Raw genomic sequence first — 18,767 nt, 5'->3', positions numbered from 1 at the left:
CCACCCTAGGTGTGGTAAACACCGCACTGCCGAAGGGAGGGCACCCCACTACGCTACGGATGAGTAACCGTCCCCCCTTTTGAGCAGGCAGGGAGCCGCATCCCGATGTCCGAGCCGGAAGAGCAGCAGCCTGACATTCACACGACCGCGGGCAAGCTCGCGGATCTTCAGCGCCGTATCGAGGAAGCGACGCACGCCGGCTCCGCACGCGCCGTCGAGAAGCAGCATTCCAAGGGCAAGCTGACGGCCCGTGAACGGATCGACCTCCTGCTGGACGAGGGGTCCTTCGTCGAGCTGGACGAGTTCGCGCGCCACCGGTCGACCAACTTCGGCCTGGAGAAGAACCGCCCGTACGGCGACGGCGTCGTGACCGGATACGGCACCGTCGACGGCCGCCCCGTGGCCGTCTTCTCCCAGGACTTCACCGTTTTCGGCGGAGCCCTCGGTGAGGTCTACGGCCAGAAGATCGTCAAGGTCATGGACTTCGCGCTGAAGACCGGCTGCCCGGTCATCGGCATCAACGACTCCGGCGGTGCCCGGATCCAGGAGGGCGTGGCCTCCCTCGGCGCCTACGGCGAGATCTTCCGCCGCAACACCCACGCCTCCGGCGTGATCCCGCAGATCAGCCTGGTCGTCGGCCCGTGCGCGGGCGGCGCGGTGTACTCCCCCGCGATCACCGACTTCACGATCATGGTCGACCAGACCTCGCACATGTTCATCACCGGACCGGACGTCATCAAGACGGTCACCGGCGAGGACGTCGGCTTCGAGGAGCTCGGCGGCGCCCGCACCCACAACTCCGCCTCGGGCGTCGCGCACCACATGGCCGGCGACGAAAAGGACGCCATCGAGTACGTCAAGCAGCTCCTGTCGTACCTGCCGTCGAACAACCTCTCGGAGCCCCCGGCCTTCCCCGAGGAGGCCGACCTCACGGTCACCGACGAGGACCGCGAGCTGGACACGATCGTCCCGGACTCGGCGAACCAGCCCTACGACATGCACACCGTCATCGAGCACGTCCTCGACGACGGCGAGTTCTTCGAGACCCAGCCGCTGTTCGCGCCGAACATCCTCACCGGCTACGGACGCGTCGAGGGCCGCCCGGTCGGCATCGTCGCCAACCAGCCGATGCAGTTCGCCGGCTGCCTGGACATCCAGGCCAGCGAGAAGGCGGCCCGCTTCGTGCGCACCTGCGACGCCTTCAACATCCCGGTGCTGACCTTCGTCGACGTCCCCGGCTTCCTGCCCGGCGTCGACCAGGAGCACGACGGCATCATCCGCCGCGGCGCCAAGCTGATCTACGCCTACGCCGAGGCCACCGTCCCCCTGATCACGGTCATCACCCGCAAGGCGTTCGGCGGCGCCTACGACGTCATGGGCTCCAAGCACCTGGGCGCCGATCTGAATCTGGCCTGGCCGACCGCGCAGATCGCGGTGATGGGCGCGCAGGGCGCCGTCAACATCCTGCACCGCCGCACCATCGCCGAATCGGACGACCCGGAGGCCACCCGCGCCCGGCTGATGCAGGAGTACGAGGACACCCTCCTCAACCCCTACGTCGCGGCCGAACGCGGTTACGTCGACGCGGTGATCATGCCGTCGGACACCCGCAGCCACATCGTCCGCGGCCTGCGCCAGCTGCGCACCAAGCGGGAATCCCTGCCGCCCAAGAAGCACGGCAACATCCCCCTGTAGTCCCCGGACGCCGACCCTTGGGAGCGGACATGACGATCAAGGTCGTACGGGGCAACCCGACCCCGGAGGAGCTGGCCGCCGCCCTGGCGGTGGTACGGGCCCGCGCCGCGGCGGCAGCGGCGGCGCCCTCCGGTGCACCGGACCTCCCGGACGCGTGGGCCGACCCGGCCCGCATCGGCGCGCACCGGCTGCCCCAGCCGGGCCCGACGGCGTGGGCGCGTACGTTCTGGCCGGGCTGAGCAGCACCGTCCCTAGGGGGCGCGGGCCTTCCGCGCCCCCTAGGGGGAACGCGGGGCGCGTTTTTTGAGTACCCGTACTCAGGCGCCCCGAGCCGGTCGAGCCCCACGCTGGGGGCATGCTGTGGTCCGACCCCGAGAACGAGCCGCCCAAGGAACTGCGGGACACGCAGGAGATGTTGCGGCGGCTGGGGGTTCTCATGGCGCTGGCGATGGTGCTCGCGATGCTCGTGATCGGTGTGAGGTGAGCCGTCCGGGCGACGCCGATACGCTGACCGCATGACAGATCAGCCGCGCCGCCGACTCGTGCTCGCCTCCCAGTCACCCGCCCGGCTCGGACTGCTCCGCCAGGCAGGTCTCGACCCCGAGGTGATCGTCAGCGGAGTCGACGAGGACGCCGTCACCGCACCCACCCCCGCCGAACTGGCGCTCGCCCTCGCCGAGGCCAAGGCGTCCGTCGTCGCCGCGAAGCCCGAGGTCAAGGGCGCGCTGGTGATCGGCTGCGACTCGGTGCTCGAGCTGGACGGGCAGGCCCTGGGCAAGCCCGGGGACGCCGAGGAGGCCACCGCCCGCTGGAAGAGCATGCGGGGCCGCGCGGGCACGCTCCAGACCGGCCACTGCGTCTACGACACCCTCAGCGGCCGCTACGCCTCCGCCACCGCCTCCACCGTCGTCCGTTTCGGCGACCCCACCGACGAGGAGATCGCCGCCTACGTCGCCTCGGGTGAGCCGCTCCACGTGGCGGGGGCGTTCACGCTGGACGGGCGCTCGGCACCGTTCATCGACGGCATCGACGGCGACCACGGCAACGTGATCGGCATCAGCCTGCCGCTGGTGCGCCGCCTGCTGGCCGAGCTGGGCGTCGGTATCACGGAGCTGTGGGCGCCGCGGGAGAGCTGACCGGAGCCCCCTCGCCACCGCTTCCAGGAGCCCCGTCGCCGCCGGGAGCGGCGTCGGCGGGCTCGTCCGGACGGTCGTACGTCATCAGGAGCAGGACCAGCAGCCCGAGCACCAGCACCATGAACAGGAACGCGCTCCAGCCCACCAGCCCCCAGGCGAACGCGCCCAGCAGCCCGTGCACCACCGCGGCGCTGATCAGCAGCATCCGGCCGGCCCCGGCCGGCGCGCGGTCGCGCAGGGCGACCAGCAGGGCCACGAGGCCGCACAGCGCGAAGTAGAGGCCGAAGACGATCCCCCCGGCCTTGGACGACACGGACATCACGTGCGGGTCGAGGCCGGCCAGGGACATGTCCTGGCGGTCGACGACGACACCGAGGAACCAGTTGACGGCGGCGACGCCCAGCGCCTCCGCGAACAGCACGACCGCCACGATCCACGCCACCGGTCTGCGCGCCACCGGCCCCCACCCACTTTCGAGCACGACTGTGGTTACCCGGAGTACCTTCCGGACAGCGCGAACGCTACTAACGGGTAAACCACGGGACAAGGGTTCGGGGGAGGGCAAAGAATCATTGGGCCATTCGTAGGGACTCCACAAAGAAACCGAGTGGGCCGCAGCACGCTCGCACAGAGACCTTGACCACACGAGCGGGCTAGGGTTTCGCGGAGGAGTCTTGCGTACCGTGGTGCGACATGGGATTTCGCGGGTCGAGCGAGCCTCGAATCACGCTCCGTGTGGGCAAGCTCACCATCGGGGACGGGTCGAAGTGCCGTGTCGGCAGTCCCTAAACTCGGCTTGTTTCAAGGAGGGAGCCTCAATCGTGCGCAAGGTGCTCATCGCCAACCGTGGCGAAATCGCTGTCCGCGTGGCCCGGGCCTGCCGGGACGCCGGGATCGCGAGCGTGGCCGTCTACGCGGACCCGGACCGGGACGCTCTGCATGTCCGCGCAGCGGATGAGGCGTTCGCCCTGGGCGGTGACACTCCGGCCACCAGCTACCTGGTCATCGACAAGATCCTGAACGCCGCCCGCGAGTCCGGCGCGGACGCCATCCACCCGGGCTACGGCTTCCTCTCCGAGAACGCCGACTTCGCCCAGGCGGTCCTGGACGCGGGCCTGATCTGGATCGGCCCGCCCCCGCAGGCCATCCGCGACCTCGGCGACAAGGTCGCCGCCCGGCACATCGCCCAGCGCGCCGGCGCGCCGCTGGTGGCGGGCACGCCGGACCCGGTGTCCGGCGCCGACGAGGTGGTGGCCTTCGCCGAGCAGCACGGCCTGCCCATCGCCATCAAGGCCGCCTTCGGCGGCGGCGGACGCGGCCTGAAGGTCGCCCGCACCCTGGAAGAGGTCCCCGAGCTCTACGACTCCGCCGTCCGTGAGGCGGTGGCCGCCTTCGGCCGCGGCGAGTGCTTCGTCGAGCGCTACCTCGACAAGCCGCGGCACGTGGAGACCCAGTGCCTGGCCGACCGGCACGGCAACGTGGTCGTGGTCTCCACCCGTGACTGCTCCCTCCAGCGCCGCCACCAGAAGCTGGTCGAGGAGGCCCCCGCGCCGTTCCTCTCCGAGGAGCAGGTCGCCGAGCTGTACCGCGCCTCGAAGGCGATCCTGAAGGAGGCCGGCTACGTCGGCGCCGGCACCGTGGAGTTCCTCGTCGGTGTGGACGGCACGATCTCCTTCCTCGAGGTGAACACGCGCCTCCAGGTGGAGCACCCGGTGACCGAGGAGGTCTCCGGCATCGACCTGGTCCGCGAGATGTTCCGCATCGCCGACGGCGAGGAACTGGGCTACGACGATCCGCCGCTGCGCGGCCACTCCTTCGAGTTCCGCATCAACGGCGAGGACCCGGGCCGCAACTTCCTCCCGGCCCCCGGCACGGTCACCACCTTCGCCCCGCCGTCCGGCCCCGGCGTCCGCCTGGACGCGGGCGTGGAGTCCGGCTCGGTCATCGGCCCGGCGTGGGACTCCCTGCTGGCCAAGCTGATCGTCACCGGCCGCACCCGCAAGGAGGCCCTCCAGCGTGCCGCCCGCGCCCTGGAGGAGTTCCAGGTCGAGGGCATGGCCACCGCCATCCCCTTCCACCGCGCGGTGGTGAGGGACCCGGCGTTCGCCCCGGAGCTCACCGGCTCCCAGGACCCCTTCACGGTCCACACCCGCTGGATCGAGACGGAGTTCGTCAACGAGATCAAGCCGTTCGCCGCTCCCGCGGACGCGGAGGCCGACGAGGAGGCGGGCCGCGAGACGGTCGTCGTCGAGGTCGGCGGCAAGCGTCTGGAGGTATCCCTCCCGGCGTCCCTGGGCATGTCCCTGGCCCGTACGGGCCTGGCGGCGGGCGCCAAGCCCAAGCGCCGCGCGGCGAAGAAGTCCGGCCCCGTCGCTTCCGGTGACACCCTCGCCTCCCCGATGCAGGGCACGATCGTGAAGATCGCCGTCGAGGAGGGCCAAGAGGTCAAGGAGGGCGACCTGGTCGTCGTCCTGGAGGCCATGAAGATGGAGCAGCCCCTCAACGCGCACAAGGCCGGCACCATCAAGGGCCTGACCGCGGAGGTCGGCGCCTCCCTCACGTCGGGCGCGGCGATCTGCGAGATCAAGGACTGACCCGTACGCACGAAGGACGCCCGGGGACCGGTGACCGGTCCCCGGGCGTCCGCGTCTTCTGCGACTCCCCCTCGGGCACTCCGGCCGACCTCGAAGCGAGCGATGCCGGCCGGGGACCGCGGCGGGTGATCACACCCGCCACGCCCCCGGTGCGACGATCGGCCGATCCGACGGCCGGCCGCCTCGCCCCCGGACCGACCCGGTGAGGAATCCGCCCGGCCGGTGCCTGCCGCTCCCCTCCGACCCGGCGACGGCCCACGCACGGCCCCGCGGTCGGCGGCCGCCCCGCGCCCGGACCGGCGCCGCTCACCGCTCGGCAGACGCTCCCGCCGCCCGGCCGCTCACTCCTGTAGGGCCTCGGAACCCGGGCTCACCGCCCCGGACGGCGGCCGCGGCGCCCGCGCATCACCCGTGCGGCCGACAGCCGTTCAGGGGCCCTCCCGCGCCCTCTCGGACGGCGGCCTCCCGATCCGGAAACCTCCTGATGAGGCCCCGCCCCTTCACCGCCTCCGCAGGTCCGCGACCCGTGCGCGCTGTTCGGCCGGGATCTGATCGGTGCTCAGGGTGACGGCCGAGCGGAGGCCGGGGCCCTGGCGGCGGGGGCCGGGGAGGGGTACGTCCCGGCGTTGCCGCCGTGCCGGGCCCTCGTCACCCCCCGAGCCGGTGGACCCTCCCGGTGCACCGGCGACGGCGATCTGCACGCCCTGGTCGGCGAGCGCCTGGAGCTCGGTGGCCGCGCGGTCGTCGTGGGCGGGCGGCTCGTCGGTCACCAGCCGGGTGATGAGGTCCGTCGGCACGGTCTGGAACATGGTGTCCGTGCCGAGCTTGCCGTGGTCGGCGAGGACCACGACCTCCGCGGCGGCCTGCACCAGCGCCCGGTCCACGGACGCCGACAGCATGTTGGACGTGGACAGCCCCCGCTCGGCTGTCAGCCCGCTCCCGGACAGGAAGGCACGGGAGACCCGCAGGCCCTGGAGCGACTGCTCGGCGCCGGAACCGACGAGGGCGTAGTTCGAACCGCGGAGCGTGCCGCCGGTCATCACGACCTCCACCCGGTTGGCGTGGGCCAGGGCCTGCGCCACCAGCAGGGAGTTGGTGACCACCGTCAGCCCCGGCACCCGGGCCAGCCGGCGCGCCAGCTCCTGCGTGGTGGTACCGGCGCCGACCACGATGGCCTCGCCCTCCTCCACGAAGTTCGCGGCGAGATCGGCGATGGCGGTCTTCTCGGCGGTCGCGAGATGTGACTTCTGCGGGAAGCCGGACTCTCGCGTGAACCCGCCCGGCAGCACCGCACCGCCGTGCCGGCGGTCGAGGAGTCCTTCTGCCTCCAGCGCGCGCACGTCCCGCCGTACGGTCACTTCGGAGGTCTGGACGACGCGGGCGAGCTCACGGAGCGACACGGCCCCGTTCGCTCGCACCATTTCGAGGATCAATTGGCGACGTTCTGCAGCGAACACGAAACTGACAGTAACGCCGACGACCGTCTGGTTTCAGCAGTTTGCGCTGAATAGCAGATGTTGTTCGCAACCCGGCACAGGAAGTGGTATAGGGCACAGACCGCGACCAGGCCGCCACGGGCGGCGCGACGCCAGGTCCTCGTGGCCTGCCGGAATCCCGGCAGGCCACGAGGACCGGTGCTCAGCTCTCCGCGCCCGTCTTGCGGGTGTGCAGCTGCCGCGCCACCTCCGCGATAGACCCGGACAGCGAGGGGTAGACGGTGAAGGCGTTGGCGATCTGCTCGACCGTGAGATTGTTGTCGACGGCGATCGAGATCGGATGGATCAGCTCGGAGGCGCGCGGCGCCACGACGACGCCGCCGACGACGATCCCGGTGCCGGGCCGGCAGAAGATCTTGACGAAGCCGTCGCGGATACCCTGCATCTTCGCGCGGGGGTTGCGCAGCAGCGGCAGCTTCACGACCCGCGCGTCGATCTTGCCGGCGTCGACGTCGGCCTGGGTGTACCCGACGGTGGCGATCTCCGGATCGGTGAAGACGTTGGACGAGACGGTCTTCAGGTTCAGGGGTGCCACCGCGTCGCCCAGGAAGTGGTACATGGCGATGCGCCCCTGCATGGCGGCCACCGACGCCAGCGCGAACACGCCGGTGACGTCACCGGCGGCGTACACGCCCGGGGCCGTCGTCCGGGAGACCTTGTCGGTCCAGATGTGGCCGGACTCCCGCAGCCGCACCCCGGCCTCCTCCAGGCCCATGCCGGCGGAGTTCGGGATGGCGCCGACGGCCATCAGGCAGTGCGACCCGGTGATGACCCGTCCGTCGGCGAGGGTGACCTCGACGCGGTCCCCCACCCGCTTGGCGGACTGCGCCCGCGAGCGCGCCATGACGTTCATGCCGCGCCGCCGGAACACGTCCTCCAGCACCGCGGCGGCGTCCGGGTCCTCACCCGGCAGCACGCGGTCCCGCGACGAGACGAGGGTGACCTTGGAGCCCAGGGCCTGGTAGGCGCCGGCGAACTCGGCGCCCGTGACACCGGATCCGACCACGATGAGCTCCTCGGGGAGCTCGTCGAGGTCGTACACCTGGGTCCAGTTCAGGATCCGCTCGCCGTCGGGCCGGGCGTCGGGCAGCTCGCGCGGGTGGCCGCCCGTGGCGATGAGGACCGCGTCCGCGACCAGCGTCTCCTCGCTGCCGTCGGCGGCCCGCACCACGACCTTGCGCGAGCCGTCGAGGGCCTGCATGCCCTCCAGCCGCCCCCGCCCGCGCAGCACGCGGGCACCGGCGCGGGTCACGGACGCGGTGATGTCGTGCGACTGCGCCAGCGCCAGCCGCTTCACACGCCGGTTGACCTTGCCCAGGTCCACCCCGACCACCCGGGCCGCCTGCTCCATGGGAGGGGTGTCGTCGGCGACGATGATCCCCAGTTCCTCGTACGAGGAGTCGAAGGTGGTCATCACCTCGGCCGTGGCGATCAATGTCTTGGACGGTACGCAGTCGGTGAGCACCGACGCCCCGCCCAGACCGTCGCAGTCGACGACGGTCACCTCCGCACCGAGCTGCGCGGCGACCAGCGCCGCTTCGTATCCGCCGGGTCCGCCACCGATGATCACGATCCGAGTCACGTACTCCATTGTCCCGCACACTTCACCGAGCGCCCGCCCCGGGGCCCCGGCCGTGGCCCCGGCGTTACCCGAGTGGCCCGTGCGGCGGCTGCCGTACCCTCTCCCCCATGTCGCTCTACGCCGCGTACGCCGGCAACCTCGACGCGCGGCTGATGTCCCGCCGCGCCCCGCACTCGCCGCTGCGCGCCACCGGCTGGCTGAACGGGTGGCGACTGACCTTCGGCGGCGAGAACTGGGGCCTGCCCGGCACGCGGGCGGGCGCCCTGGCCACGATCGTCGAGGACCCCCTGGCCCAGGTCTTCGTGGCGCTGTACGACATCGCCCCCATGGACGAGGACTCCCTCGACCGCTGGGAGGGCACGGGCCTGGACATCTACCGCCGCACCCGCGTGCGCGTCCACACCCTGGACGGCGAGGAGCGGGCCTGGGCGTACGTCCTGAACACCTACGAAGGCGGCCTGCCCTCCGCCCGCTATCTGGGCGAGATCGCCGACGCGGCGGAATCCGCCGGCGCACCCCACGACTACGTCATGGAACTGCGCAAACGCCCCTGCTGACGGCGCCCGGCCGGTCCTCTTCGTCGGAAACGACAAGACAACGATCGCCACCCGGTGCGCCCTGACATCTACGCGCGTAGGCGAAGACCGGCTACTCTCGTTCGCGTGAACGCTTCTCTTCTTCCGGACGACATCCAGGGCGACCCCTACGCCGCAGCCGACGCCGCCGCCGCGCGCCTGCGCGAACTCACGGGCGCCGAGATCCACGACGTCGCCCTCGTGATGGGCTCCGGCTGGGCACCGGCCGTGGACGCCCTGGGCGACCCCGAGGCCGAGTTCCAGGTCACCGAGCTGCCCGGTTTTCCGCCGCCGGCGGTCGAGGGCCACGGGGGCAAGATCCGCTCGTACCGCATCGGCGCCAAGCGCGCCCTGGTGTTCCTGGGCCGTACCCACTACTACGAAGGCCGTGGTGTGGCGGCCGTGGCCCACGGTGTCCGCACCGCCGTGGCGGCCGGCGCCAAGACCGTGGTCCTCACCAACGGCTGCGGCGGTCTGCGCGCGGGCATGCGCCCCGGGCAGCCGGTGCTGATCAGCGACCACATCAACCTCACGGCGACCTCACCCATCGTCGGCGCCAACTTCGTCGACCTCACCGACCTGTACTCCCCCCGGCTGCGGGCGCTGTGCAAGGAGATCGACCCCTCCCTGGAGGAGGGCGTCTACGCCCAGTTCCCCGGCCCGCACTACGAGACCCCGGCCGAGATCCGCATGGCCCGCGTCATCGGCGCGGACCTGGTCGGCATGTCCACGGTCCTCGAGGCCATCGCCGCGCGTGAGGCGGGCGCCGAGATCCTGGGCATCTCTCTGGTCACCAACCTGGCCGCCGGCATGACCGGCGAACCCCTCAACCACGAGGAGGTCCTGCAGGCCGGCCGCGACTCGGCCACCCGCATGGGCGCTCTCCTGGCCCAGGTCCTGGGCCGCCTGTAGTCCCCGCGCCCGGCACGGAAGCACAGGAGGTACGGGACGGCCGCACGGCGCTCGGCGCCCCTCCGCAGGGGGCACCGGCGGTGCCGCGCACGTCGGGAGGGGGACGGGACGGGGGTGTCCGCCCGCAGCGACCGGCGCGTCCACGCCACCCGCTCCCCCGCCGACCGGTTCGGCGCCGGCCGGGTTCCGCGCCGGACCGAGAACGGACACCCCGGCCCGACCCCGAACGACCCGGTGGGCGCCGCACCGGCCCCGCCGAACCCGCGGTGGCGCCGCAGGCACGGACACGCACCTCACAGACCCGCACAGGCGCCGCAGACACAACGAGAGGCTGACCGAACGTGCAAGACGACCTCATCGCACGGGCCCGGGCCTGGCTGGCCGAGGACCCCGACGCGGACACCCGTGACGAACTCGCCCGCCTCATCGACGCCGAGGACCACGCCGAACTCGCCGCACGCTTCAGCGGCACCCTCCAGTTCGGCACCGCCGGCCTGCGCGGCGAGCTCGGCGCCGGCCCCCTGCGCATGAACCGCTCCGTCGTCATCCGCGCCGCCGCCGGCCTCGCCGCGTACCTCACCAGGAACGGCCACGCCGGCGGCCTCGTCGTCATCGGCTACGACGCCCGCCACAAGTCCGAGGACTTCGCCCGCGACACCGCCGCCGTGATGACCGGCGCGGGCCTCAGGGCGGCCGTGCTTCCGCGCCCCCTCCCCACGCCCGTCCTCGCCTTCGCCATCAGGCACCTCGGCGCGGTCGCCGGCGTGGAGGTCACCGCCAGCCACAACCCGCCCCGCGACAACGGCTACAAGGTCTACCTCGGCGACGGCTCCCAGATCGTCCCTCCGGCCGACGCGGAGATTGCCGCGGAGATCGCCGCCGTACCGTCCCTCACCACGGTCCCCCGCCCCACCGAGGGCTGGGAGGTCCTCGACGAGGCCGTCCTGGACGCCTACCTCGCCCGCACGGACGCCGTCCTGGCCAAGGACTCCCCCCGCACCGCCCGCACGGTCTACACGGCGATGCACGGCGTCGGCAAGGACGTCCTGCTCGCCGCCTTCGCCCGGGCCGGCTTCCCGGCCCCCGACCTCGTCGCCGAGCAGGCCGAGCCCGACCCGGAGTTCCCGACCGTCGCGTTCCCCAACCCGGAGGAGCCCGGGGCGATGGACCTCGCCTTCGCCAGGGCCCACGAGACCGACCCGGACCTGGTCATCGCCAACGACCCGGACGCCGACCGCTGCGCCGCGGCCGTCAAGGACGGCACCGACTGGCGCATGCTGCGCGGTGACGAGGTCGGCGCCCTGCTCGCCGCCCACCTGGTCCGCCGCGGGGCGACGGGCACGTTCGCCGAGTCGATCGTGTCGTCCTCGCTCCTCGGCCGCATCGCCGAGAGGGCCGGGCTCCCCTACGAGGAGACCCTGACCGGCTTCAAGTGGATCGCCCGCGTCGAGGGCCTGCGCTACGGCTACGAGGAGGCGCTGGGCTACTGCGTGGACCCCGACGGCGTGCGCGACAAGGACGGCATCACCGCGGCCCTGCTGCTCACGGAGCTGGCCTCCGAGCTCAAGGAGGAGGGCCGCACCCTCCTGGACCTCCTCGACGACCTCGCCGTGGAGCACGGCCTGCACGCCACCGACCAGCTCTCGGTGCGGGTGCGGGACCTGTCCCTCATCGCGTCCGCGATGCGCCGCCTGCGCGAGCACCCCCCGACCGAACTGGCCGGCCTGCGGATCACGAACGCGGAGGACCTCACCCGGGGCACGGACCGGCTCCCGCCCACGGACGGCCTGCGCTACACCCTGGACGGCGCCCGGGTGATCGTCCGCCCGAGCGGCACCGAACCGAAGCTGAAGTGCTACCTCGAGGTCGTGGTCCCGGTGGCGGCGAAGGCGGACCTGCCCACGGCCCGCGCGAAGGCGACGGAGCTGCTGACGGCGATCAAGCGGGACCTCTCCGAGGCAGCCGGCATCTGACCGCGAGCACCCGGGGGTGCCCCGAGCGGGCACCCCCGCGAACGCCGCCGAAGGTGCCTCCCCCGGAGGGAAATCCGCACCCGGCGGAAACCTCAGCCCGGGGGAACCCTCACCCCAGCCCCAGCAGGACCCCCAGCAACACGGCCCCCGCCGCCGCCGGGACCAGCACCTCGTAGGCCCACCGCACGCTCACCTCGCCCTGCGCCGACTCCACCCCGCGCCGCGCCTCGTGCAGCCCGCGCAGTTCGTCCATGACCCGGTCGTTCGGCGCCCGCAGCGGCCCGTCGCCGCCACCGGAGAAGGCCGAGGCGCCCCCGCGCCGGAACGCCCCGCCCGTACTCGGCGGCCGTCCCGCCCTGCCGACGTCGACGCCCTGGGCGCGTTCGCCCGTCGCCCGCATCTCCTGCCGCGCCGCCCGCTTGCGGGCCCGCAGTGACACGGGCAGGGCCCACAGTTGGTACTTGGTACCGGCCTCGGTGAGGACCTCGTTCGAGTAACCGGACCGCAGGTCGGCGATCCGGCCCCAGGGCAGCACGATCACCCGGAAGGGATTGCGGACGCGCAGCCGGTCGTCGTCGACGAACACGGCGGGGCGCACGGTGAAGGCCACGACCAGCGGCACGACGAGGAGCAGCGCGGCGAGCGCCAGCCACGGGGCGCGCCCCTCCCCGGCGGTCACCGCGTCGACGCCGAGCCATCCGGCGACGGCGAGCAGCAGCACACCTCCGGCGATGCCCGGGGCGGACCGGTGGATCCGGTCCCTGTGCTGCGAGGAGGGCTCCGGGAGACCTGGCGACTGGTGCTCGGGGGACGTCATGCCCCCGATTCTGCACGACGCCCGGGCACCCGCTCGTACCCGGTCGCCGCCGACCGGACGCGCGAGGGACGGGTCTGCCGCAACCACCGGTGGAGGCCACCGGGACCGACGAGATACCCGGGAGCCCTGTACAGCCGCTACGCGCGTAGATATGCTCGGCTTGTGACCATGCCCACCACTGCACCTGCACACGCTCTCAGCGACGTCACCGCGTCCGACAGCACGCTGCGCCGCTTCCTCCACGGGCTGCCCGGCGTCGACGCGGTCGGTCTGGAGGCGCGTGCCGCCTCCCTCGGCACGCGCTCGATCAAGACCACCGCGAAGGCGTACGCCATCGACCTCGCCATCTCGATGGTCGACCTGACGACGCTGGAAGGCGCGGACACCCCGGGCAAGGTCCGGGCGCTCGGCGCGAAGGCGGTCCGCCCCGACCCGACCGACCGCACCACGCCCGCCACGGCCGCGGTGTGCGTCTACCCCGACATGGTGGCCACCGCAAAGGCGGCCGTCGCCGGTTCCCCGGTCAAGGTCGCCTCGGTCGCCACCGCCTTCCCCGCGGGCCGGGCCGCGCTCGCGGTCAAGCTGGCGGACGTCCGGGAGGCGGTCGCCGCCGGCGCGGACGAGATCGACATGGTCATCGACCGCGGCGCGTTCCTCGCCGGGAACTACATGAAGGTGTACGACGAGATCACCGCCGTGAAGGAGACCTGCGGGACGAGCGCCCGCCTGAAGGTCATCTTCGAGACGGGCGAGCTCTCGACGTACGACAACATCCGCCGCGCCAGCTGGCTCGGCATGCTGGCCGGGGCGGACTTCATCAAGACCTCGACCGGAAAGGTCGCGGTGAACGCGACCCCCGCGAACACGCTCCTCATGCTGGAGGCGGTCCGCGACTTCCGCGCCCAGACCGGCGTCCAGGTCGGCGTGAAGCCGGCCGGCGGCATCCGCACGACCAAGGACGCGATCAAGTTCCTCGTCCTGGTCAACGAGACCGTCGGCGAGGACTGGCTGGACAACCACTGGTTCAGGTTCGGCGCGTCGAGCCTGCTCAACGACCTGCTGATGCAGCGCCAGAAGCTGGCGACCGGCCGCTACTCCGGCCCCGATTACGTGACGGTGGACTGATCACGATGACAGCCTTTGAATACGCACCCGCTCCCGAGTCGCGGTCGATCGTCGACATCGCGCCGTCGTACGGCCTGTTCATCGACGGCGAGTTCACGGACGCGGCCGACGGCAGGGTCTTCAAGACCGTCAGCCCCGCCTCCGAGGAGGTTCTCGCCGAGGTGGCCCGCGCGGGCGAGGCGGACGTCGACCGTGCCGTGGCGGCCGCCCGCAAGGCCTTCGAGCGGTGGTCCGCGCTGCCCGGCTCCGAGCGCGCCAAGTACCTGTTCCGCATTGCCCGGATCATCCAGGAGCGCAGCCGTGAGCTGGCCGTCCTGGAGACGCTGGACAACGGCAAGCCGATCAGGGAGACGCGCGACGCCGACCTGCCCCTGGTCGCCGCGCACTTCTTCTACTACGCGGGCTGGGCCGACAAGCTGGAGCACGCCGGTTTCGGCGCCCGCCCGCGACCCCTCGGCGTCGCCGGCCAGGTCATCCCCTGGAACTTCCCGCTGCTGATGCTGGCGTGGAAGATCGCCCCGGCGCTCGCGACGGGCAACACGGTGGTCCTCAAGCCCGCCGAGACGACCCCCCTCTCGGCGCTCTTCTTCGCGGACATCTGCCGCCAGGCGGGCCTGCCCAGGGGCGTGGTCAACATCCTGCCGGGCTACGGCGACACGGGCGCCGCGCTGGTCGCCCACCCGGACGTGGACAAGGTGGCGTTCACGGGGTCCACGGCCGTCGGCAAGGAGATCGCGCGGACCGTCGCCGGCACACGCAAGAAGCTGACGCTCGAGCTGGGCGGCAAGGGCGCCAACATCGTCTTCGACGACGCCCCGATCGACCAGGCCGTCGAGGGCATCGTCAACGGGATCTTCTTCAACCAGGGCCAGGTCTGCTGCGCGGGCTCCCGGTTGCTGGTCCAGGAGTCGATCGAGGACGAGCTGCTCGACGCGCTCAAGCGTCGGCTCTCCACGCTGCGCCTCGGCGACCCGCTGGACAAGAACACCGACATCGGCGCGATCAACTCCGAGGAGCAGCTCACCCGCATCACCTCGCTGGTCGAGCGGGGTGAGGCCGAGGGCGCCGAGCGCTGGTCCCCGGCCTGCGAACTGCCCGAGGCGGGTTACTGGTTCGCCCCGACGCTGTTCACCGGCGTCACCCAGGCGCACACCGTCGCCCGGGACGAGATCTTCGGCCCGGTGCTGTCGGTGCTCACCTTCCGCACCCCGGACGAGGCGGTGGCCAAGGCCAACAACACGCCGTACGGCCTGTCGGCGGGCGTCTGGACGGAGAAGGGCTCCCGGATCCTGGCCGTGGCGAACAAGCTCCGCGCGGGCGTCGTCTGGTCCAACACGTTCAACAAGTTCGACCCGACCTCGCCCTTCGGCGGCTACAAGGAGTCGGGCTTCGGCCGCGAGGGCGGCCGCCACGGCTTGGAGGCGTACCTCGATGTCTGAGAAGTCCGAGAAGATCGAGAAGGCCGAGAAGGCCGGCAAGATCGAGAAGGCGGCGAAGAGCGGCAGGGCGAACAAGCCGGAGCCGACGGCCGAGCCGGACCCGGCGGCTGAGTCCGGCCGGACCGGCTCGGCGGGCCGCCCCGGCCCCGCGGACGGCACCGCCCGTCTCTCCGTCTTCAAGACCTACAAGCTGTACGTCGGCGGGAAGTTCCCGCGTTCCGAGAGCGGCCGGGTGTACGAGGTGACGGACTCACAGGGCACATGGCTCGCCAACGCTCCGCTGTCGTCCCGCAAGGACGCCCGTGACGCGGTGGTCGCCGCCCGCAAGGCGTTCGGGGCGTGGGCCGGCGCCACGGCGTACAACCGCGGGCAGATCCTCTACCGCATCGCGGAGATGCTGGAGGGCCGCAGGGAACAGTTCGTCCGGGAGGTGTCCGACGCGGAGGGCCTGCCGGTGCCGCAGGCCGCCGCCCAGGTGGACGCGGCGATCGACCGCTGGGTCTGGTACGCGGGCTGGACCGACAAGATCGCGCAGGTCGTGGGCGGCGGGAACCCGGTCGCGGGACCGTACTTCAACCTCTCCTCGCCCGAGCCGACGGGCGTGGTGGCCGTACTGGCCCCGCAGGACTCGTCGTTCCTGGGCCTGGTCTCGGTGGTCGCCCCGGTGATCGCGACCGGCAACACGGCGGTCGTGGTGGCGAGCGAGCGGTCCCCGCTCCCGGCGCTGTCGCTGGGTGAGGTGCTGGCCACCTCCGACCTGCCCGGCGGTGTGGTCAACGTGCTCTCGGGCCGCACGGCCGAGATCGCCGCACCGCTCGCCGCGCACCAGGACGTCAACGCGATCGACCTCGCGGGCGCCGACGAGGCGCTCGCGAAGGACCTGGAGATCGCGGCGGCGGACAACCTCAAGCGCGTCCTGCGTCCACAGCCTGTGGACGACTGGTCGGCGGCTCCGGGCACGGACCGGATGACGGCCTTCCTGGAGACGAAGACGGTCTGGCACCCGACGGGCTCCCTGGGCGCCTCGGGCTCGTCGTACTGACCGCTCCGTCCCACCGCTGCGCACCTCCGGGCGCCGCGCTCCTCCCGCACCGGGGAGGGTTTCGGCGCCCGGGCGTCCAGCGCACGGGCGGCGCCGGTGCTCGGCCTCCCAGCCGCCCCGCCCCACCGACGCCCGGCGTGGCGCCGCCCACCGACGGCGCTCGGGCGGCCGGGCCGGGCCCGCGGGCGGAGACCGGGTCCGGGACAACGGCCGATCGTGCCGGCTTCACCGGCCCTGCCGGCCGGCGTCCCGCCGCGTGGGGGACGGCCGGCCTCGCCGACACCGGCGCTCGGCGTCCCCGGGAGACGCGGCTGCGCACCGGCTCTGCGGGGCGGCCTCGCCGTGCCCGGACGTGATGCCGGGCACGGTCGCCCGGACGTGGTGCCGGCCGACTCGGTGCGCGCTGCTGCTGCCGCCGTGGCACCCGCCCCGAGCACACTCCCGTCGGCCGCGAGGACGGCCCAGGGCGTGTCGGGCCGTCGGCGGCCCGCGTCAGGCGTGACGGGTCCCCGCCGCTGCCACCCAGCGCATACGGTGGGTGATCGGGTCGACGCGCGGCGTGCCGGAGATGTGACGCGCGCGGCAAAGCCGGCGTCCGGGGTCGTACGGAACCCGTTCGATGCCTCAGACTGGTGTTCCGTGAGTTCCCAGTCGCCCATATCCGCGCGAGTCGTGCTGCTCTGCGGCCCCTCCGGCTCCGGCAAGTCCCTCCTCGCGGCCCGCTCCGGCCTCCCGGTGCTGCGCCTCGACGACTTCTACAAGGAGGGCGACGATCCGACGCTGCCGCTGGTGGCGGGCAGTTCCGACATCGACTGGGACCATCCCGGCTCCTGGGACGCGGACATCGCGGTCGCCGCGATCGAGCGGCTGTGCCGTACGGGCCGCACACCCGTCCCCGTCTACGACATCGCGCTCAGCGCCCGCACCGGCGAGGCGACCGTCGACATCGGCGCCACCCCGCTCTTCATCGCCGAGGGGATCTTCGCCGCGGAGATCGTCACACGGTGCCGCGAACTCGGTCTGCTGGCCGACGCGCTGTGCCTGAGCCGGGGGCCGGTGAAGACGTTCCGGCGCCGGTTCGTGCGGGACCTGAAGGAGGGCCGCAAGTCGGTGCCGTTCCTGCTCCGCCGCGGCTGGCGGCTGATGCGGCTGGAGCGGTCGATCATCGCCCGCCAGACGGCGCTGGGTGCCTACGCCTGCGACCGGGACGAGGCACTGGGCCGGCTGGCCACCGCGGCGGTCCGCGGACGGGCCGTGACGGGCACGACCACCGCGCCCGCGTAGCGCCGGAGCGGTTCCGCCCACCCGCACGAAAGCGGGACCGGACGGGCCCCCCGGCCCTCCAGTCCCGCTCCTTTGTGCTCCCCCGTGGTCCCCCCCGTGTTGCGGTGACGCCCCCCAGCGCCGCCGCGGTCCCCCGTTCCCCGTTCCCCCGTACCTCGTTCCCCCTCAGGGGACTCCCCGTTCCCCCCGGGTGTCCCCCCCGGGGTCCCCCCGGCCTCAGGCGACCAGTTCGCCGAAGGCGTTCTCCTCGTCACGGCCGAAGCTGAGGACCTCGTCCTCGCGCAGCCGGCGGAGCGACCGCCAGATGCTGGACTTCACCGTGCCGACACTGATGTCGAGGATCTCCGCGATCTCCGGGTCGGTGCGGCCCTCGTAGTAGCGCAGGACCAGCATCGTGCGCTGGAGCTCGGGCAGCCGGGCCAGCGCCTGCCACAGGACCGCGCGCAGCTCGGTGCCGCGCATCGCGTCCGTGTCACCGGCCGTCTCCGGCAGTTCCTCGGTCGGGTACTCGTTGAGCTTGCGGCGCCGCCAGGCGCTGATGTGCAGGTTGGTCATGGTGCGGCGGAGGTACCCGCCGACCGCGGCCTTGTCGCTGATCCGGTCCCATGCCCGGTAGGTCGAGAACAGCGCGCTCTGGAGCAGGTCCTCGGCCTCGAAGCGGTCACCGGTCAGGTGGTAGGCGGTGGCGTACAGGGAGGCGCGGCGCTCCTGGACGTAGGCGGTGAACTCCGCCTCCGACACCGAGCGGCGCTCCCCCGTGCCCTCCCCGTACGCGGTACCCCCGTGCGCTTCCCCCGTGGGCGCGTCAACCACCGTCATGTAGGCGGTGTGCTGACGCCCGGTGCTGCGAGCGCACCCCCGCGCTCCCCCACGCTCGAAAACGCTCGCGCGGGAGGGCCCCCCGTCAGCGCCGGACTTCTCGCTGCCCCTGTGCACGTCGTGCAGACGCGTGACCACTGCGCTGGTGCTGGTGCCGTGCAGCGTGTTCATCTCGCGCCCCCCGTCGTGGACTTCCGGTGTGTGTTCCTTGCTGTCCTGCCTGTGCCGAAAAGCTTGCCGCGGCGACTTCATGGCCGTGTCCGCCGACTGTCACAGCC

16 protein-coding genes and 1 pseudogene are annotated in these 18,767 nt (G+C 72.5%); 12 read left to right on the top strand and 5 right to left on the bottom strand.

Annotated features, from left to right (window positions below; translation table 11 throughout):
* The first annotated feature begins 105 nt into the window (after positions 1-105).
* The 4 genes from ACFYOV_RS13265 (at position 106) to ACFYOV_RS13250 (ending at position 2,831) form a co-directional block, all read left to right on the top strand.
* Positions 106-1,695, top strand: a complete 1,590-nt coding sequence (locus ACFYOV_RS13265; RefSeq protein ID WP_389086581.1) for an acyl-CoA carboxylase subunit beta — start codon at positions 106-108, stop codon at positions 1,693-1,695.
* A 29-nt stretch (positions 1,696-1,724) separates the two neighbouring features.
* A complete protein-coding gene (locus ACFYOV_RS13260) occupies positions 1,725-1,934 on the top strand; it encodes an acyl-CoA carboxylase epsilon subunit (protein ID WP_389086578.1) in 210 nt (69 codons plus the stop codon).
* Positions 1,935-2,050: 116 nt separating this feature from the next.
* Entirely contained in the window at positions 2,051-2,179 is a 129-nt protein-coding gene (gene mmpB / locus ACFYOV_RS13255; RefSeq protein WP_365666435.1) for a morphogenic membrane protein MmpB, read from the top strand.
* A gap of 31 nt (positions 2,180-2,210) precedes the next feature.
* On the top strand, positions 2,211-2,831 hold the full coding sequence (locus tag ACFYOV_RS13250; protein WP_389086576.1) for a Maf family protein: 621 nt from the start codon (positions 2,211-2,213) through the stop codon (positions 2,829-2,831).
* On the opposite strand, the gene ACFYOV_RS13245 is transcribed toward ACFYOV_RS13250, so the two are convergent.
* The gene (locus ACFYOV_RS13245) at positions 2,800-3,288 is read right to left on the bottom strand and encodes a hypothetical protein (RefSeq protein WP_389086573.1); all 489 of its coding nucleotides are present in this window, start codon (positions 3,286-3,288) and stop codon (positions 2,800-2,802) included. The genes ACFYOV_RS13250 and ACFYOV_RS13245 overlap by 32 nt on opposite strands.
* Positions 3,289-3,652: 364 nt before the next feature.
* Between ACFYOV_RS13245 and ACFYOV_RS13240 the strand changes: the two genes are divergently transcribed.
* Positions 3,653-5,425 carry an acetyl/propionyl/methylcrotonyl-CoA carboxylase subunit alpha gene (locus ACFYOV_RS13240; protein ID WP_389086571.1) on the top strand — a complete coding sequence of 591 codons (1,773 nt, stop codon included), beginning with the start codon at positions 3,653-3,655 and terminating at the stop codon, positions 5,423-5,425.
* Positions 5,426-5,925: 500 nt separating this feature from the next.
* Here the strand turns inward: ACFYOV_RS13240 and ACFYOV_RS13235 are convergent, their stop codons facing one another.
* Positions 5,926-6,882 (bottom strand): DeoR/GlpR family DNA-binding transcription regulator, encoded by a 957-nt coding sequence (locus ACFYOV_RS13235; RefSeq protein WP_389086568.1) that lies wholly within the window; start codon positions 6,880-6,882, stop codon positions 5,926-5,928.
* A 181-nt stretch (positions 6,883-7,063) separates the two neighbouring features.
* Positions 7,064-8,530, bottom strand: a pseudogene (locus ACFYOV_RS13230) (NAD(P)H-quinone dehydrogenase); the annotation flags it as partial.
* Positions 8,531-8,610: 80 nt separating this feature from the next.
* Here ACFYOV_RS13230 and ACFYOV_RS13225 point away from each other — a divergent pair.
* The 3 genes from ACFYOV_RS13225 to ACFYOV_RS13215 all read left to right on the top strand — a co-directional run bounded on the left by ACFYOV_RS13225 (position 8,611) and on the right by ACFYOV_RS13215 (position 11,963).
* Entirely contained in the window at positions 8,611-9,060 is a 450-nt protein-coding gene (locus ACFYOV_RS13225) for a gamma-glutamylcyclotransferase (RefSeq protein ID WP_389087093.1), read from the top strand.
* A 105-nt stretch (positions 9,061-9,165) separates the two neighbouring features.
* Positions 9,166-9,990, top strand: coding sequence for a purine-nucleoside phosphorylase (locus ACFYOV_RS13220; RefSeq protein WP_389086566.1), 825 nt, complete (start codon positions 9,166-9,168; stop codon positions 9,988-9,990).
* 341 nt (positions 9,991-10,331) lie between these two features.
* The gene (locus tag ACFYOV_RS13215) at positions 10,332-11,963 is read left to right on the top strand and encodes a phospho-sugar mutase (protein WP_389086563.1); all 1,632 of its coding nucleotides are present in this window, start codon (positions 10,332-10,334) and stop codon (positions 11,961-11,963) included.
* Between the two features lie 109 nt (positions 11,964-12,072).
* On the opposite strand, the gene ACFYOV_RS13210 is transcribed toward ACFYOV_RS13215, so the two are convergent.
* The gene (locus ACFYOV_RS13210) at positions 12,073-12,780 is read right to left on the bottom strand and encodes a PH domain-containing protein (protein ID WP_389086561.1); all 708 of its coding nucleotides are present in this window, start codon (positions 12,778-12,780) and stop codon (positions 12,073-12,075) included.
* A gap of 168 nt (positions 12,781-12,948) precedes the next feature.
* Between ACFYOV_RS13210 and deoC the strand changes: the two genes are divergently transcribed.
* The 4 genes from deoC (at position 12,949) to ACFYOV_RS13190 (ending at position 17,670) form a co-directional block, all read left to right on the top strand.
* Positions 12,949-13,905, top strand: coding sequence for a deoxyribose-phosphate aldolase (gene deoC, locus ACFYOV_RS13205; protein WP_389086559.1), 957 nt, complete (start codon positions 12,949-12,951; stop codon positions 13,903-13,905).
* A 5-nt stretch (positions 13,906-13,910) separates the two neighbouring features.
* Positions 13,911-15,344: an aldehyde dehydrogenase family protein gene (locus tag ACFYOV_RS13200; protein ID WP_389086556.1), complete on the top strand. Its 1,434-nt coding sequence runs from the start codon at positions 13,911-13,913 to the stop codon at positions 15,342-15,344.
* Positions 15,337-16,386, top strand: coding sequence for an aldehyde dehydrogenase family protein (locus ACFYOV_RS13195; RefSeq protein WP_389086553.1), 1,050 nt, complete (start codon positions 15,337-15,339; stop codon positions 16,384-16,386). Before ACFYOV_RS13200 ends, ACFYOV_RS13195 begins: the two co-directional genes overlap by 8 nt.
* Before the next feature lie 639 nt (positions 16,387-17,025).
* Positions 17,026-17,670 (top strand): uridine kinase, encoded by a 645-nt coding sequence (locus ACFYOV_RS13190; protein WP_389086551.1) that lies wholly within the window; start codon positions 17,026-17,028, stop codon positions 17,668-17,670.
* A 216-nt stretch (positions 17,671-17,886) separates the two neighbouring features.
* Here the strand turns inward: ACFYOV_RS13190 and ACFYOV_RS13185 are convergent, their stop codons facing one another.
* Complete coding sequence (locus ACFYOV_RS13185) at positions 17,887-18,660, bottom strand: SigE family RNA polymerase sigma factor (protein WP_389086548.1); 774 nt, start codon at positions 18,658-18,660, stop codon at positions 17,887-17,889.
* Positions 18,661-18,767: the final 107 nt, after the last annotated feature.

It is taken from the genome of Streptomyces sp. NPDC005931 (assembly GCF_042871235.1).
In the GTDB taxonomy this organism is placed as follows: domain Bacteria; phylum Actinomycetota; class Actinomycetes; order Streptomycetales; family Streptomycetaceae; genus Streptomyces.
The sequence above is the reverse complement of the archived record's forward strand: the minus strand, read 5'-3'. Positions and strand labels throughout refer to the sequence as shown.